Here is a 14,096-nt window from a genome sequence, read left to right on the forward strand (position 1 = left end):
GCCCTGCCCGAGGGCAGGCCGCTGGTCGAGCTTGGCACCGGAATGCCGCTCGCAAGACTTTTTCGTTTCCCCCATGACTTTCCGGGATGGCACCCCATATCCCCCGCTATGGCGCATGACATGTTCACGCCGGCCCGCCCGGCGCTGACCCCGGAACTGATGATACGGGCCTATGCGGCCGGCATCTTCCCGATGTCGGACGGTGCGCAGCATGACAGCATTTTCTGGGTGGACCCGCAGCGGCGGGGGGTGTTCCCGCTGGACCGGTTCCACGTCTCGCGCAGTCTGCGCCGCCGCCTCCGGCAGGGTGGCTTCGAGATTGCAGTCAACCGCGATTTCGCCGGTGTCGTTACCGCCTGCGCCGACCGCGACGAGACCTGGATCAACGCCGACATCTTCAGCACCTACATGGCGCTGCATGCCTTGGGACAGGCCCATTCGGTCGAGGTCTGGATGGATGGCGCGCTGGCGGGTGGCGTGTTCGGTGTGACGCTGGGCGCGGCGTTTTTCGGCGAGAGCATGTTCTCACGCCGCACCGACGGCTCGAAATTGGCGCTGGTGCATCTGGTGGAGCGGTTGCGGATGGGGGGCTTTCAGCTGTTCGACACGCAATTCACCACCGGCCATCTCGAGAGCCTGGGCGCGATCGAGGTTCCGCGCGCGGATTATCGGCGCCAATTGCAAATGGCCATCAGCAGCCCGGCGGATTTCTTCGCGCCGGAGCGTTGCGCCGATCAGCCCTCCGAGCAGCGCAGCACCCAGACATCGTAACGCGCATGCTCCAGCGCGCTGAGCGCGGGGGATGACGCGACCATCCAGCCGTCAAAGAGCGTGACACCCTCGGTATCGAGGATCTCGACGTGCGCGAAGGCGTCCGAGGACGGGTCCTCGGTCGGAAAGCGGCATTCTATGGCGCGGATCGCAAGCCGGCCGAAGACAACCGTTTCCCCCATCGCGAGATCCACATCCGTGGGCCGGCCCAACATCTTGTCCAGCGCCCGCAAGACGACACGCGGCGCCTGCGAGGTCTCGGGCTGGAACACCGACGTGACCGGCGAGCCGGTGCCCGGAAAGCTGCGCAAGGTCACGCTGGACTGGCCTTCGGTGATCTGCAGCTGGATTTCGGGTCCCACGGGTTGCAGCACGCCCTCGTCGCTCAGGCTGGGTGCGGTCGGGTCGGCCGTGCCCTGATCGTCGAGGGCGAAACCTTCCAACGGGCCGTCGCCGAAACTGTCGAACTGCTGCGCCACGGCCGGGCCAGCCCCTGCAAGCGCCGCGCATCCCAGCGCCAGCGCAGCGACAAGGAGCCGGGCGCGCATGCTCATTCCCCTTCGTCGCCGGTGACGAAACGCATCAGCAAGGTGATCAGGCTGACCGAGCCCTGCGTGTCCATGATCTGGTCGCCGGGCGCATAGCTGAAGGGCGAGCCACCGGGAATGATCTCGACGAAATTGCCGCCCAGAAGCCCCTCGGAGGAGATGGCGATGGCGCTGTCATCGGGCAGTTCGATGTCGTCGCGGATGGTGAAGGTGGTCTCGGCCCGGAAGGTCTGGGGGTTCAGCGCCATGCCCGTGACCGTGCCCACGCGCACGCCCGCCAGCCGCACTTCGGTCCCGACGGAGATACCGTCGGCGCTGCGGAACGAAGCCGACATGGCATAGGCGCCGCCCGAGGGGCCGCCGCCTGTGCTGTTCGAGGCATAGACGAAAAAGCCCACGGCCACCGCCATGACGGCGGCGCCGACGAGAACCTCGGTGATCGTGTTGTCCTGCGCGGCCATCGGTCCTGCCCTTCTTGTCACCCGCCGCTTATCGCAACTGGGCGCGGGCGTTCCAAGGGGTCTTGCGCCATCGTGTGGCCGAAACCCGCCGTCACTCGGGCGTCCAGGCCTCGTAATCGCGGCGCTCGACGGGATCGGGGCGGCGGATTGACCCGGCCGGGGCATGCGCCAGCGGCGTGCCGGTAGGATTGGGCAGATGCGGCTTTTCCCAGCCCTTGTGGACCAGCGGACGCTCGGTCGGGGTCTCGGCCCAGGTGTGGTGCAACCAGCCATGCCAGTCGGGGCTGATCCTGCTGGCCTCGGCCACGCCGTTAAAGATCACCCAGCGTCGCTTTCCGTCCTTGGAACGGTAGTAGATGTTGCCCTGATCGTCTTGCCCCACCTTGGTGCCGTATCGCGCGGTCCAGATCTGGGTGCCGACCGTCTGGCCGTTCCACCAGGTCACGAGGCGGTTGAGAAAGCTGAACATGGGCGAAACCCTTCGGGCGGCTGTATGGTCTGTTGCCCTGCGTTTTGCCCGATGTGGCGCAGGGCGTCCAGTGCCATGGGGTCGCGCGGGATGACGGGCGGAGGCGAGGGGGGCTGTCTGCCCCCCTCGACCCCCCGAGGATATTTTTGAAACGAAGAAGGGAAGAACACCACGACCCGGTGTCGGACATGGGCAGGATGCGCGTCATCGGGACTTTGCGTGCGGCGAACGGGCGACCTTTCCGGCATGCCGCAGATTGCCCGGCGGGTCGGGTTTGCCTAATGCTGCGCCAAAGACCGGCTTTCACGGAGAGAGAGACAGACATGACCGACGCACCATCCTATGGCTTTGACACGCTGCAGATCCATGCAGGCGCCCGGCCCGACCCCGCGACGGGCGCGCGGCAGACGCCGATCTACCAGACCACCGCCTATGTGTTCCGCGACGCAGAACATGCCGCCGCCCTCTTCAACCTGCAGGAGGTCGGCTACATCTATTCGCGCCTGACCAATCCGACCGTGGCAGTGTTGCAAGAACGCATCGCCACGCTGGAGGGCGGCGTGGGAGCCGTTTGCTGTTCCTCGGGCCATGCAGCACAGATCATGGCGCTGTTCCCGCTGATGGCACCGGGGCGCAACATCGTGGTCTCTACGCGGCTTTACGGCGGGACGGTCACGCAGTTCTCGCAGACCATCAAGCGCTTCGGCTGGTCGGCCAAGTTCGTCGATTTCGATGATCTCGACGCCGTGGCCGCGGCCATCGACGAGGACACCCGCGCGGTGTTTGGCGAGGCCATCGCCAACCCCGGCGGCTACATCATGGATGTGCGCGCCATCGCAGATATCGCCGATGCGGCGGGCATCCCGCTCATCATCGACAACACCACCGCCACCCCCTACCTGTGCCGCCCGATCGAGCATGGCGCGACGCTGGTGGTACATTCGACCACCAAATATCTCACCGGCAACGGCACGGTCACCGGAGGCGCGGTCGTCGATTCGGGGCGCTTCGACTGGTCGGCCAGCGACAAGTTCCCGTCCCTTTCGGCGCCAGAACCCGCCTATCATGGGTTGAAGTTCCACGAGACCTTCGGACCTTTGGCCTTCACTTTCCACGGCATCGCTATCGGGCTGCGCGATCTGGGCATGACGCTGAACCCGCAGGCCGCCCATTACACGCTGATGGGGATCGAGACGCTGTCCTTGCGGATGGAGCGTCATGTGCAGAACGCGGTCACCATCGCCAAATGGCTGGAGGCCGATCCACGCGTCGATTTCGTGACCTATGCGGGGCTGGAAAGCTCGCCTTATTTCGCACGGGCCAAGACCGTCTGCCCCAAGGGCGCGGGTGCGCTGTTCACCTTTGCGGTCAAGGGCGGCTACGCGGCCTGCGTCAAGCTGGTCGATTCGCTGCAGATCTTCAGCCATGTGGCCAATCTGGGCGACACGCGCAGCCTGATCATCCACTCGGCTTCGACCACGCACCGGCAATTGACCCCGGAACAGCAGGTGGCGGCCGGCGCCGCCCCCAATGTCGTACGCCTGTCGATCGGAATCGAGGATGCGGCCGACCTGATTGCCGATCTCGATCAGGCATTGGCAAAAGCGGTCGGCTGATCGCCGCCGCCATATCGGGACGATCCAAAGGGGCGCCACGTGTTTGCGCCCCTTTTTTCTTGCTGCATTTGGACATAGACTGATTTCCGCCGATATCTGCAGACAACGACGGGCAAGTGTTTTCCCGGCGGGATTTGTGCTGTAGACCGGCGTGACAAGGGCGCACACCATGGTGTGACCTGTCTGTGTAGGACGACCGGGGTCGGATGTGACTGTCGAATTCGCGCTGTTTGTATCGCCGGAAGGCATCGCGCTGGCCCATCGCCAGCCCAAGGGCCATTGGGCGCTGGTCGCAGAGGCGCGGCTGGATACCGATGACCTCGAGGCCGCGATGGCCGGTCTGAAATCCACTGCTGCGGACCGCGGTGGGGCGGAGGCGCCCGTGCTGCTGGTCCTGCCTGATGATCAGGTGCTCTATACCTCCTTCCTGGCGCCCGCGGACGATGCCGATCTTGTCGCGGACAGGATCGTCGAAGGTCTGGACGGCATGACGCCCTATGCCGTGGCCGACCTCGTCTACGATTGGCGCAAGGTCGAGGAAGACCGGATCAAGGTCGCGGTCGTGGCCCGCGAAACCCTGGGCGAGGCGACGGAGTTCGTGGCGGCCCATGGCTTCAAGCCGGTTGGCTTTGCGGCCATGCCCCCGGCCGAACGGTTTCCCGGCATGCCGCTGTTCGGGCCGGAAAGCAGCGCTCTGGGGCTTGACCGCGGCGGGCTGGCCTTTGGCGGCGACGATTGGATCGCGCCCGCCCCCGAAACGTCGGAGATGCCGGCTACTCCCGCTAAGACCGAGGCGGAAGATGTCACGGAACTACAGCCGCCGGCGGAACACCTGCACGCAGAGCCTGCGGACGCCCCGACATCCGACATGGCCCCCGAGCCGCCGCCCCCGGTGCCGGTGGATCTGTTCGAAGCGGCGGGCAACCCGGCTGAAGCGGTGGTGGCGACTGCCGAAGTGGTGCAGCAGCCCGATGATGCTGCCAGTGACCCGAAGACCGTCGAAGCCGATGGTCCTGCAGGGTTCGACGCCCCCGTCGCGATCTCCGATCCGACGCTGGAGCAGCCGGTCGCGCCCCTGTCGGACGCCGATAGGCCCTGGCCCGAGCAAGAAACCAGCTTGGAGGAACCGCCCGAGACGATCTGGCCATGGGATTTCGACCCGGAGCCGTCCGGCGATCTGACGCCCCAGACACCAGAGGCGGCACCTGCCCCAAACCCCGTTGACGATCTTCCAGATGACATACCGCCGATGCCGACGGCAACGCGCGGGCGGGTGGCAGGCCCGTCGACGCGGCCGCTGACCGCATCCAAACCAGAAGAGGTCGCCGGGCGGGGGATCGACCCGACCGCCGGACTGTCGGCCACGGAGCTGCGCGGAGACGGCACGGAAACCGACAGTCCAGATGACGCAACCCCCACGCTCGGCTTTGCCGCGCGGCGGGGCAAGGCCCCTAAAGCCACCTCGGGCGACATCGTGTCGACGCGCCAATCCCGGCTTGGCTTCGGCACCCCATCCGACGCGACCGGCGGCCCGGTGCTGCACCCGGACGCGGCGCCCGTCAGACCGGCCCCCGCCACGACGCCGGCGCGCCCCGGCACCTTGTTGGCGGCACAGCTGGCGCGTGTTAGGGATGCCAGCAAGACAAAGCCGCAACCGGCCGTTGCGCCGCCTCCGCGCGGGGGCACGGCCCTTGACCCCCTGACCGAAGGTCCGACCCGGGCCGAGCCCGAAAGCACCGCGTCCGCCGTCCCCGCCAAGGATGCCCAGACGGCCGGGCGCGGCGGCTACGGCTTCGCGCGCCGCCGAAAATCCGAGGCGGCCCCCGCCCCGTCGACAGGTTCCGTCGCCAGTGGCCAGAATGCCTTTGCCAGCGGCTTGCTGGCGCGCAAACCCGCAGAGGCTTCGGGCCCGTCCTTTCGCATGGGGCTGATCCTGACGTTGGTCCTGCTGGTCTTGCTGGCACTGATCGCGATCTGGTCTGCCATGTTCCTGCCCGACAGCCCGATCGCGCGGTTGTTCAGCTCCGGATCGAACAGCGAGGCCAGTCAACGGGCCGACAGCCCCGCGCCGCCTCTGGCGATCAGTGCGCCGCCCACAATTGGTGCGCTGGATCCGGAAAGCGCCGTGTCGGAGGCCGTCTCGGACGCGCCCATCATCGACAGCGAGACAGCCGTCCTGCCCGTTCCCGAGACCGACGGGCCCGAGACGGATGAAACATCGCCCGAACAGATCGCCCAAGCGCCGCTCCCGGATATCGATGCCGAGCTTGATCTGCCCCCCCTGCCGCCTTTGCCCGAAGAGCTGCTGCCGTCGCTCGAGGAGACCGAGCGCATCTATGCCGAAGACGGCATCTGGCCGCGCCCGCCCGATCTGCCGGTTCTTGGCGCGCTCAGCAGCGCCAATGACATCTACGTCGCCTCCATCGACCCCGAGGTGCCTATCACCGATGCCATCGCGCTGTCCGATCCGCAGCTGGATCCGAGCGAGGTGCTGAGACGGGTGCCGCCTCCGCCGCCTTTCGGTGCCACGCCGGACCGCACCGCGCTTGGGCTCATCGCTCCGACGCCCGAAGGCGTGCTGACCCCCGAGGGGGCTTTTGTCGTTCTGGGGCGGCCCCCTGTGGCTGCCATCCCGCGCCCGCGCGAGATCGCGCCTGCCGTTGAGGCGGTGCCGCAAGAGGATGTCGAGGATGCGGTCCTCGGCACCTTCCAGCCATCACCGCGCCCGGCCGATCTGGACGAAACGCGCGAGCGACAGGTGTTGGGCGGCTTTTCCGCGACTGAGCTGGCCGGTTTGCGCCCCGATCCCCGTCCCGTCTCGGCGCAGGAGGCGGCGGCGCAAGCCTCGCTCTTTCCTCAAGCTGCAACGGATGCAGCACCTGCCACCGAGCCCGAGCCGGAAATAGAAACCGAAACCGCGGCGCCCGCCGCCGTGATCGAGGCCACGCCTCTGGCCGTTGCCGCGTCGCGCCTGCCTGCTGCGCGGCCCGCCAATATCGACGCGCTTGTGGCTGCCGCCGCCGAAACACCCGGCCCGGCCGTCGCCACCGAAGCCATCGCCCGCGCACCCTCCATTCCGTCCAGCGCCGATGTCACCCGGGCGGCGACCGAGCGCAACGCGATCCGCCTGCGCGATGTCAATCTGATCGGCGTGACCGGCACGCCCAACGACCGGCGCGCGCTTGTGCGTCTGCCGTCGGGCCGGTTCGTGCGGGTGGGCGTGGGCGACCGTCTGGATGGCGGCCGTGTCGCCGCCATTGGCGAGACCTCGCTGCAATACGTGCGAAACGGCCGCAATGTGACGCTGGAAATCCCGGGCTGACGGATTATGCGACGGGTGCGGCGTCAATGCCCTCACGATAGGGATCAGAGCAGGAAAAGCGACGCCAGCCCCAGAAATGCGAAGAATCCGATCACATCCGTCACCGTCGTCACGAACACGCCCGAGGCCAGTGCCGGGTCGAGGTTGAGCCGGTCCAGCGCGAGCGGCACCAAGGTTCCCGCCACGGCCGCAACGAAAAGATTTATGATCAGCGCGGCGCCGATCACCACCCCAAGACCAACAGACCCGAAGACCAGCCCCGTCACCAGCGCAAGCGGCAGGGCAAGCGACAACCCGTTGAACACCCCCACCCCGGCTTCGCGCAGCACAAAGCGCCAAGTGTTCGCGCGCGTCAAATCGCGTGTGGCAATGGCGCGCACTGCCACGGTCAGGGATTGCGTGCCGGCGTTGCCGCCCATCGAGGCCACGATCGGCATCAAGATCGCCAGTGCCACCAGAGCGGAAATCGTCGCCTCGAACTGCGCGATCACCAGCGCCGCCAAGGCCGCCGTCCCAAGGTTCACCACCAGCCAGGGCACCCGGCGGCGCGTCGTCTCGATCACCCCGTCCGACAGGCTGGATTCGTCGTTCACGCCGCCAAGCAGCAACAGGTCCTCCTCGTTGCGCTCGTCCAGCACGATCATCGCGTCGTCGATGGTGATGACGCCCACCAGCCGCCCGTCCCCGTCCACCACCGGCGCGGAAATCAGGTGATACTGGTTGAAGGCGTAGGCCACGTCATCCTCGTGCTGGGTCGCGGGGATGGTGCGAAAACTGTCCTCGGTGATGGCGCGCATTTCTGTCGTGCGGGCCGAGGCAAGCATCCGTCCCAAAGTCACATAGCCGACCGGCTTTAGTCGCGGATCGGTCAGGATGACGTGATAGAATTGTTCGGGCAGCCCTTGGGTATTGGCGCGCAAATGATCGATCATCTGGCCAACGGTCCAATGCTCGAGGGCATGGACCACTTCGCGCTGCATCAGACGGCCAGCAGATTCCTCGGGCCAGGCCAGCGCCTGTTCGACCGCAACACGATCGGCGGGTTCGAGCGCCTCGAGAATGGCCTCGATCTGCGCCTCTTCAAGATCCTCGACCAGATCGACCACATCGTCCGAATCAAGCTCGCGCACCGCATCGGCCAGCACCTGATCGGGCAGAAGATCGATGACCTCCTCGCGCAGGCCCCAATCGAGTTCCGAAAGCACCTCGCCATCGATCCCCTTGGACCACAGAGCCAGCCAGGCCGCGCGCTCGCCCTCGGAGACCTGTTCCAGCAGGTCGGCGATGTCGGCTGCATGCAGCGGCTCCATCAGCGCATCAATGGCCGCAACGTCGCGCGCTGCGACCATTGCCTTCAGCTGCGCGCGCAGCGTGTCATCCAGCGCGTAGGCATCTCGGCTTTCATCGGCCGCCCGCTCGCGCAGGATCGTGTCCTCGTCCCGGTCCGCCATGGCCACCCCCGTATCTCGCGTCGCTCCTCCGGTTTGCCCCTAACATAGCGCGCCAAGGGGGGCTATCACCGGAGGCGACGTATTGGGCAGAAAACCGGGGACCCGCTCCATGACCGACCGCCTGATCCTGGGCCAGACGCTTGCCTTTGCGGGCGACCCTTTTCTCGAGGGGCCGGGGGTCGCCCGCCACGAGACCCAAAGCGGCGTGCTGATCCAGGACGGTCGGATCACGGCACTGGGCGACGGTGCCAGCCTGCGCGCCCGCCACCCCCAGGTCGAGGTGACCGACCATGGCGCGGGCCTGATCCTGCCGGGCTTTGTCGATGCGCATGCCCATTACCCGCAAACCGCGATCATCGCATCCTGGGGCAAGCGGCTGATCGACTGGCTGAACACCTACACTTTCCCCGAGGAGGCGCGGTTTTCAGATCCCGCCTATGCAGCCGGGATCGCAGACTGCTATCTCGACCTGCTGCTTTCGAACGGCACGACCACCGTCGCCAGCTACGGCACGATTCACCCCGAAAGCGTGGACGCCTTCTTTGCCGCCGCACAAGCGCGCGGCCTGCGGGCGCTCGCGGGCAAGACCTGCATGGACCGCGACACTGCGCCCGCCTATCTCCGCGACACCGCGCAATCCGCCCATGATGACAGCAAGGCGCTGCTCACCCGCTGGCATGGGGTGGACCGGCTGTCCTACATCATCACACCGCGCTTCTCGCCCACCTCGACGCCGGAACAACTCGACGCTCTGGGCCGTTTGTGGGCAGACCACCCCGATTGCCTGATGCAGACGCATCTGAGCGAACAGACCGACGAGATCGCCTGGGTCAGATCGCTCTACCCGCAAGCGCGCGACTACCTTGACACCTACGAGGCGCATGGCCTGCTGGGCCCCAACGGCCTTTACGGCCACGCCATCCATCTCACGCCACGCGAAATCGACCGCCTGGCCGAGACCGGCGCGGCGGTGGTCCATTGCCCGACCTCCAACAGCTTCATCGGCTCGGGGCTTTTCGACATGGGTCTGCGCGCAAGGCTGCGCGTGGGGCTCGCCACCGATACCGGCGGCGGCTCGTCCTTCTCGATGCTGCGCACCATGGCTGCGGCCTACGAGATCGCGCAGTTGCGCGGCACGGCGCTCCACCCAGCCGAGCTTTTGTGGCTTGCCACCGGCGGCTCGGCCGCAGCGCTCCGGCTCGGCGACCGGATCGGGCGGCTCGCACTCGGATACGAGGCCGATCTCGTCGTCCTCGATCTCGCCTCCACCCCCGCCATAGCGCAGGCGCAAGCGCGGGCGGATGACATCTGGCAGGCGGTCTTTCCCACGATCATGATGGGCGACGACCGCGCCATCTCGCAGGTCTATGTCGCCGGGCACCCGGTCAAACCATGAGCCCTGCTTCTCTGTTTCACAAATATCCCGGGGGAGGCGCGCAAGGCGCGACGGGGGCAGAGCCCCCTGAATTTTCGTAGGAAAATTCGCACGTCGCTTCACACCGTCGCGTCAGACCGCCGCCTCGACCGCGCCCACGATCTCGTCCACCACGGCCACCATCAGCGCCTCGTCCTCCGCCTCGGCCATCACCCGGATCAGCGGCTCCGTCCCCGACTTTCGGATCAGCAAACGCCCCTGCCCGACCAATTTGGCCTCGCCCGCCGCGATCGCCGCCTTGACCGCCGGCGCGTCCAGAGGCGCCTGACCAGCGGCAAACCGCACGTTGCGCAACAGCTGCGGCACCGTCTCGAAACTATGCGCCAGCAGGCTCGCGGGCTGACCCGTGCGCACCATCTCGGCCAGAAACTGCAGCCCCGCGATCAGCCCGTCGCCGGTCGTGGCGTAATCTGTCATCACGATATGGCCCGACTGTTCCCCGCCCAGATTCAGCCCCAGCGCGCGCATCGCCTCCACCACGTAGCGGTCACCCACAGGCGTGCGATGCAACCGGACGCCGCGCGCGTCCAGATAGCGCTCGAGCCCAAGGTTCGACATCACGGTCGCAGCCAGCGCGTGGCCCTTCAGCCGCCCCTCTTCGGCCCAGCGATTGGCAAACAGCGCCATGATCTGGTCGCCATCGGCCACAGCGCCGGTCTCGTCGAGCAAGATCACCCGGTCGGCATCGCCGTCCAGACAGATGCCCACATCGGCCCCAACCTCGCGGATCTTGGCCGCAGCCGCCTCGGGCGCGGTCGATCCCACACCGGCGTTGATGTTGTAGCCGTCAGGCGAGACGCCGATGGCCACCACCTCCGCCCCCAGTTCCCACAACACCTCAGGGGCCGCGCGATAGGCCGCGCCATTGGCACAGTCGATCACCACCTTCAGCCCCTCCAGCGTCAGGCCGTGGGGGAATGTGCCCTTGACCCGCTCGACATAGCGGAACCGGCCATCGTCGATCCGCTTGGCGCGTCCGATGTCGCGCGCCTGCGCGGGCTGGATCTCGGCTTCGACCAGCGCCTCGATCTCCATCTCGGCCTCGTCCGACAGCTTGAACCCGTCGGGGCCGAAGAACTTGATCCCGTTATCCTCGGCCGGATTGTGGCTGGCCGAGATCATCACCCCCACATCCGCCCGCATCGAGGGCGTGAGCAAGCCCACCGCGGGCGTCGGCACCGGACCCAGCAGCAGCACGTTCATGCCCGTGGATGTAAAGCCAGCCGTCAGCGCGTTTTCCAGCATGTAGCCCGACAGGCGCGTGTCCTTGCCGATCACGACCCGATGTGCCCGGCTGCCGTCGCGGCGGAAATAGCGCCCGGCCGCAGCGCCAAGGCGCAGCGCCATCTCGGCGGTCATCGGATGGGAATTGGCGCGCCCACGGACGCCATCGGTGCCGAACAACTTGCGTGTCATGTCTGCCCTCATTCTCTCAAACATCGCCGGTTACTGCACGGCCAAGGCCTGCCACAGGGCCAGCGCCTGTTGGTGGGTCTCCATATCATGAACCCGCAGCATCTGCATGCCCTGTGCAACGGCCCAAAGGCCGATTGCCGCCGATCCCGGCGCGCGGCGCGCGGCAACAGGCTCGCCCGCGATGGTGCCGATCATCCCCTTGCGCGAAGCCCCCAGCAGCACCGCGCAGCCCAGGCCGTGAAACAGGCTCAGCCGCCGCAAGATCGCAAGGTTCTGATCCAGCGTCTTGCCGAACCCGATGCCGGGGTCGATCATAATGCGCGTGCGGGGCACACCCGCCGCCTCGGCCTGTGCCACGCAGGCGGCCAGCGCGTCATAGACATCAAGCACCACATCGCCATAGGCATCGGCCGCGAGCGCCTGCATGGTCTGCGGCGTGCCGATGGAATGCATCACGATCAACGCCGCCCCGGCCTCGGCCACAACGCCCGCCAAGGCGGGATCAAAACGCAAGCCCGAGACATCGTTGACGATCCGCACCCCCGCCGCCAGCCCCGCGCGCGCCACGCCCGCCTTGCGGGTGTCGAGGCTGACAGGCGTCGCCATGCCGCGCGCCGCCAGCGCCTCGATCACCGGCAGGATGCGGGCGATCTCTTCGGCCTCGGCCAGTTCCCTCGCGCCGGGCCGGGTCGATTCGCCGCCGATGTCGATCACATCAGCGCCTTGGGCCAGCATCGCCTCGACCTGTGCCAGCGCCGCGGTGGGGTCCGCATGGCGCCCGCCGTCGGAAAAGCTGTCGGGCGTGACATTCACGATGCCCATCAGCCGCGGACGATCAAGGCTCAGCCCCGCGAAGGGCGCGCGGGGGGCCAGAAACGGGGCCAGATGCTCGGGCGGCAGGTCGGCGGCAGCGATGATCCGGGGAGGTGCGCCGCGCGACAGGCTCTCGACATGGGTAAAGCGCACCCAACCGCCCGCAAGCATCAGGGCGTCGCCACAGGGCGCGGGGTCGGTCAGGGGGATCGGGCGCAGGTATCTTGGCTCCATGACCGCGCCCTACCGGGCCGCGGGCCGGTTTGGCAAGGGCAGCGCGCCACAGCGCGAACCACTGTGCAGGCAAACTTGACCTAAGGTCACTTTGTACGTCAGATGATCGGCATGAGCGGGCCCATCCTTTTTCGCACTGCGCGACTTTCCGGCCGGGCCCCGTATCCGGGCGCGGCTGCGCTTTACGGCGCGCTTTTCGGGCCGGATCGCGGCCCTGCGCGCCTGTCGGCCGACTTGCAGGACTGGACCCGCCATCAGGTCGCGCCTTGGGTTCTGTTTCACGCCGATCATCCCGTGGGCGTCGCCGGGTTCCGCATCGGCTTTGGCGAGACCGGGCTGGAGCTGAGTTTCCATTTCCTGCCCGATGTCGCCGGTCAGGGCTTGGCGAGCGAATTCGTGCAGGCCGCGCTGGATACAGCCGTGGCGGACCTGCGCGAGGATAGGTTCTTTGCCTTCGTCAGCGCCGAGAACGCCGCATCCATCCGGGTGCTGGACAAGGCCGGATTCGTGCGCGAGCGCGAGGCGAAGGGGAAGCATCTGATGCGCCTGAAGCTTACGCCCCGCCCCCCGGCATCGCCAAAGGGTCAAGACGGCTGACGCGCAGTCTTTCCGGGAGAGGATCACCCAGCAGCGCGCCGAAGGCCAGCACCTCGATCGCCTCGAAGGCCTGCGCCAGCCACAGCGTCAGTGCGAACGCATCGCGCACATGCGCCCCCGGCCCGTCATGGGCGTCGAGCACCAGTTTCGACGGGGCCCAGACACTGATCCGACCCTGCCGCATCGCCCATTCCAGTTCCGTCCGGCTGGCGACAACCACACAACGCGGATCACACGCGGCCAGCACCCAGGCCGATTGCTCGATGGCGAGCAGATCGATCCGGCGCTGCGGCATCGCATGGGCGGCCCGTGGCACGGGCGCGTCGGGACGGCCGACGCACAAGATCAGCGGCGCGTCATCGGTCTCGAGCCTGTCCAGAAGGGCAGAGAGGTCAGGGCGCGCGACAGCCTCGGCCGACAAGTAGACGACGCGCGGATGGGGCGCATCATCGGGCAGCAGCCGCAAAGGCGCGCGTGTCTCGGGCGCGTTGCGGAGGATCTCCACCCCCAGCACGTAAGGGCCACGATCCAGCTTGCCGATCCGCACGATGCAGCGCACGGCCAAGGGATGTGCAAGGATGCGGTCGGCGATGCGCGCGGCCAGCGTTTCCAAAAGGTTGACCCGCTCGGCGGCCAACGCGGCGTCGATCGCCTCGACGATAGTGTCATAGCTCAGGATGCGGTCAACGTCGTCGACGGCCTGTTCGGCGCGGGTCACGACCTCGACGACCACGTCGAATTGCACCGTCTGGGTGATGCCCCGCTCGGTCTGAAAGGCGCCGATCTCCACCTCGCGGCGATGCTCGGTCATGGAAATACGGTCGCGCGGCGGGTCGCCCGCCAGCGCGCGCGCCCGTTCGGAAGGGTGGCCGAAGGCCTGTGCTATCTCGTCGGTCATGGCCCGGCCTAGCACGCCAGCCCGAAACCGGCCAAGCCCGCGGGCGGCGTATCGGCGGCGATCCG

The 14,096-nt window shown here is 67.3% G+C and carries 12 protein-coding genes; 5 read left to right on the forward strand and 7 right to left on the reverse strand.

Features of this window, described 5'->3' with window-relative positions; genetic code table 11:
- Window positions 1-108 precede the first annotated feature (108 nt).
- Window positions 109-771: a leucyl/phenylalanyl-tRNA--protein transferase gene (gene aat / locus C7455_RS09735; protein WP_109667738.1), complete on the forward strand. Its 663-nt coding sequence runs from the start codon at window positions 109-111 to the stop codon at window positions 769-771.
- On the opposite strand, the gene C7455_RS09740 is transcribed toward aat, so the two are convergent.
- The 3 genes from C7455_RS09740 to C7455_RS09750 all read right to left on the reverse strand — a co-directional run bounded on the left by C7455_RS09740 (window position 735) and on the right by C7455_RS09750 (window position 2,249).
- Window positions 735-1,325 carry a DUF2155 domain-containing protein gene (locus tag C7455_RS09740; protein WP_245904284.1) on the reverse strand — a complete coding sequence of 197 codons (591 nt, stop codon included), beginning with the start codon at window positions 1,323-1,325 and terminating at the stop codon, window positions 735-737. The two genes, aat and C7455_RS09740, sit on opposite strands and share 37 nt — an antisense overlap.
- Window positions 1,322-1,780, reverse strand: coding sequence for an outer membrane lipid asymmetry maintenance protein MlaD (gene mlaD, locus C7455_RS09745; RefSeq protein ID WP_109667741.1), 459 nt, complete (start codon window positions 1,778-1,780; stop codon window positions 1,322-1,324). Before mlaD ends, C7455_RS09740 begins: the two co-directional genes overlap by 4 nt.
- Window positions 1,781-1,871: 91 nt before the next feature.
- Window positions 1,872-2,249 carry an NADH:ubiquinone oxidoreductase subunit NDUFA12 gene (locus tag C7455_RS09750; protein ID WP_109667743.1) on the reverse strand — a complete coding sequence of 126 codons (378 nt, stop codon included), beginning with the start codon at window positions 2,247-2,249 and terminating at the stop codon, window positions 1,872-1,874.
- Between the two features lie 323 nt (window positions 2,250-2,572).
- On the opposite strand from C7455_RS09750, the gene C7455_RS09755 reads away from it, so the two are divergent.
- Both C7455_RS09755 and C7455_RS09760 read left to right on the forward strand, forming a co-directional pair.
- A complete protein-coding gene (locus tag C7455_RS09755) occupies window positions 2,573-3,865 on the forward strand; it encodes an O-acetylhomoserine aminocarboxypropyltransferase/cysteine synthase family protein (protein ID WP_109667745.1) in 1,293 nt (430 codons plus the stop codon).
- A gap of 208 nt (window positions 3,866-4,073) precedes the next feature.
- On the forward strand, window positions 4,074-7,187 hold the full coding sequence (locus C7455_RS09760) for a hypothetical protein (RefSeq protein WP_109667746.1): 3,114 nt from the start codon (window positions 4,074-4,076) through the stop codon (window positions 7,185-7,187).
- A gap of 44 nt (window positions 7,188-7,231) precedes the next feature.
- Here C7455_RS09760 and mgtE read toward each other — a convergent pair whose 3' ends face one another.
- Entirely contained in the window at window positions 7,232-8,638 is a 1,407-nt protein-coding gene (gene mgtE, locus C7455_RS09765) for a magnesium transporter (protein WP_109667748.1), read from the reverse strand.
- Between the two features lie 109 nt (window positions 8,639-8,747).
- Here mgtE and guaD point away from each other — a divergent pair, with 109 nt between their 5' ends.
- The gene (gene guaD / locus C7455_RS09770) at window positions 8,748-10,034 is read left to right on the forward strand and encodes a guanine deaminase (RefSeq protein ID WP_109667749.1); all 1,287 of its coding nucleotides are present in this window, start codon (window positions 8,748-8,750) and stop codon (window positions 10,032-10,034) included.
- 111 nt (window positions 10,035-10,145) lie between these two features.
- Here the strand turns inward: guaD and glmM are convergent, their stop codons facing one another.
- The gene (gene glmM, locus C7455_RS09775) at window positions 10,146-11,489 is read right to left on the reverse strand and encodes a phosphoglucosamine mutase (protein ID WP_109667751.1); all 1,344 of its coding nucleotides are present in this window, start codon (window positions 11,487-11,489) and stop codon (window positions 10,146-10,148) included.
- Window positions 11,490-11,519: 30 nt separating this feature from the next.
- Window positions 11,520-12,536, reverse strand: a complete 1,017-nt coding sequence (gene folP, locus C7455_RS09780) for a dihydropteroate synthase (RefSeq protein ID WP_109667752.1) — start codon at window positions 12,534-12,536, stop codon at window positions 11,520-11,522.
- 111 nt (window positions 12,537-12,647) lie between these two features.
- Here folP and C7455_RS09785 point away from each other — a divergent pair, with 111 nt between their 5' ends.
- Complete coding sequence (locus C7455_RS09785) at window positions 12,648-13,133, forward strand: GNAT family N-acetyltransferase (RefSeq protein WP_170119049.1); 486 nt, start codon at window positions 12,648-12,650, stop codon at window positions 13,131-13,133.
- Here C7455_RS09785 and C7455_RS09790 read toward each other — a convergent pair.
- On the reverse strand, window positions 13,090-14,031 hold the full coding sequence (locus C7455_RS09790) for a dihydroneopterin aldolase (protein WP_109667756.1): 942 nt from the start codon (window positions 14,029-14,031) through the stop codon (window positions 13,090-13,092). The genes C7455_RS09785 and C7455_RS09790 overlap by 44 nt on opposite strands.
- Window positions 14,032-14,096 lie beyond the last annotated feature (65 nt).

Source organism: Roseicyclus mahoneyensis, from assembly GCF_003148775.1.
GTDB classification, from domain to species: Bacteria; Pseudomonadota; Alphaproteobacteria; order Rhodobacterales; family Rhodobacteraceae; genus Roseicyclus; species Roseicyclus mahoneyensis.

Bases quoted from the DNA above. Each gene is read 5' to 3' on its own strand.
- folP (WP_109667752.1), bottom strand. From the start codon at position 12,536: ATGGAGCCAAGATACCTGCGCCCGATCCCCCTGACCGACCCCGCGCCC.
- glmM (WP_109667751.1), bottom strand. From the start codon at position 11,489: ATGACACGCAAGTTGTTCGGCACCGATGGCGTCCGTGGGCGCGCCAAT.
- C7455_RS09755 (WP_109667745.1), top strand. From the start codon at position 2,573: ATGACCGACGCACCATCCTATGGCTTTGACACGCTGCAGATCCATGCA.
- C7455_RS09740 (WP_245904284.1), bottom strand. From the start codon at position 1,325: ATGAGCATGCGCGCCCGGCTCCTTGTCGCTGCGCTGGCGCTGGGATGC.
- C7455_RS09790 (WP_109667756.1), bottom strand. From the start codon at position 14,031: ATGACCGACGAGATAGCACAGGCCTTCGGCCACCCTTCCGAACGGGCG.
- mlaD (WP_109667741.1), bottom strand. From the start codon at position 1,780: ATGGCCGCGCAGGACAACACGATCACCGAGGTTCTCGTCGGCGCCGCC.
- aat (WP_109667738.1), top strand. From the start codon at position 109: ATGGCGCATGACATGTTCACGCCGGCCCGCCCGGCGCTGACCCCGGAA.
- mgtE (WP_109667748.1), bottom strand. From the start codon at position 8,638: ATGGCGGACCGGGACGAGGACACGATCCTGCGCGAGCGGGCGGCCGAT.
- C7455_RS09785 (WP_170119049.1), top strand. From the start codon at position 12,648: ATGAGCGGGCCCATCCTTTTTCGCACTGCGCGACTTTCCGGCCGGGCC.
- guaD (WP_109667749.1), top strand. From the start codon at position 8,748: ATGACCGACCGCCTGATCCTGGGCCAGACGCTTGCCTTTGCGGGCGAC.
- C7455_RS09750 (WP_109667743.1), bottom strand. From the start codon at position 2,249: ATGTTCAGCTTTCTCAACCGCCTCGTGACCTGGTGGAACGGCCAGACG.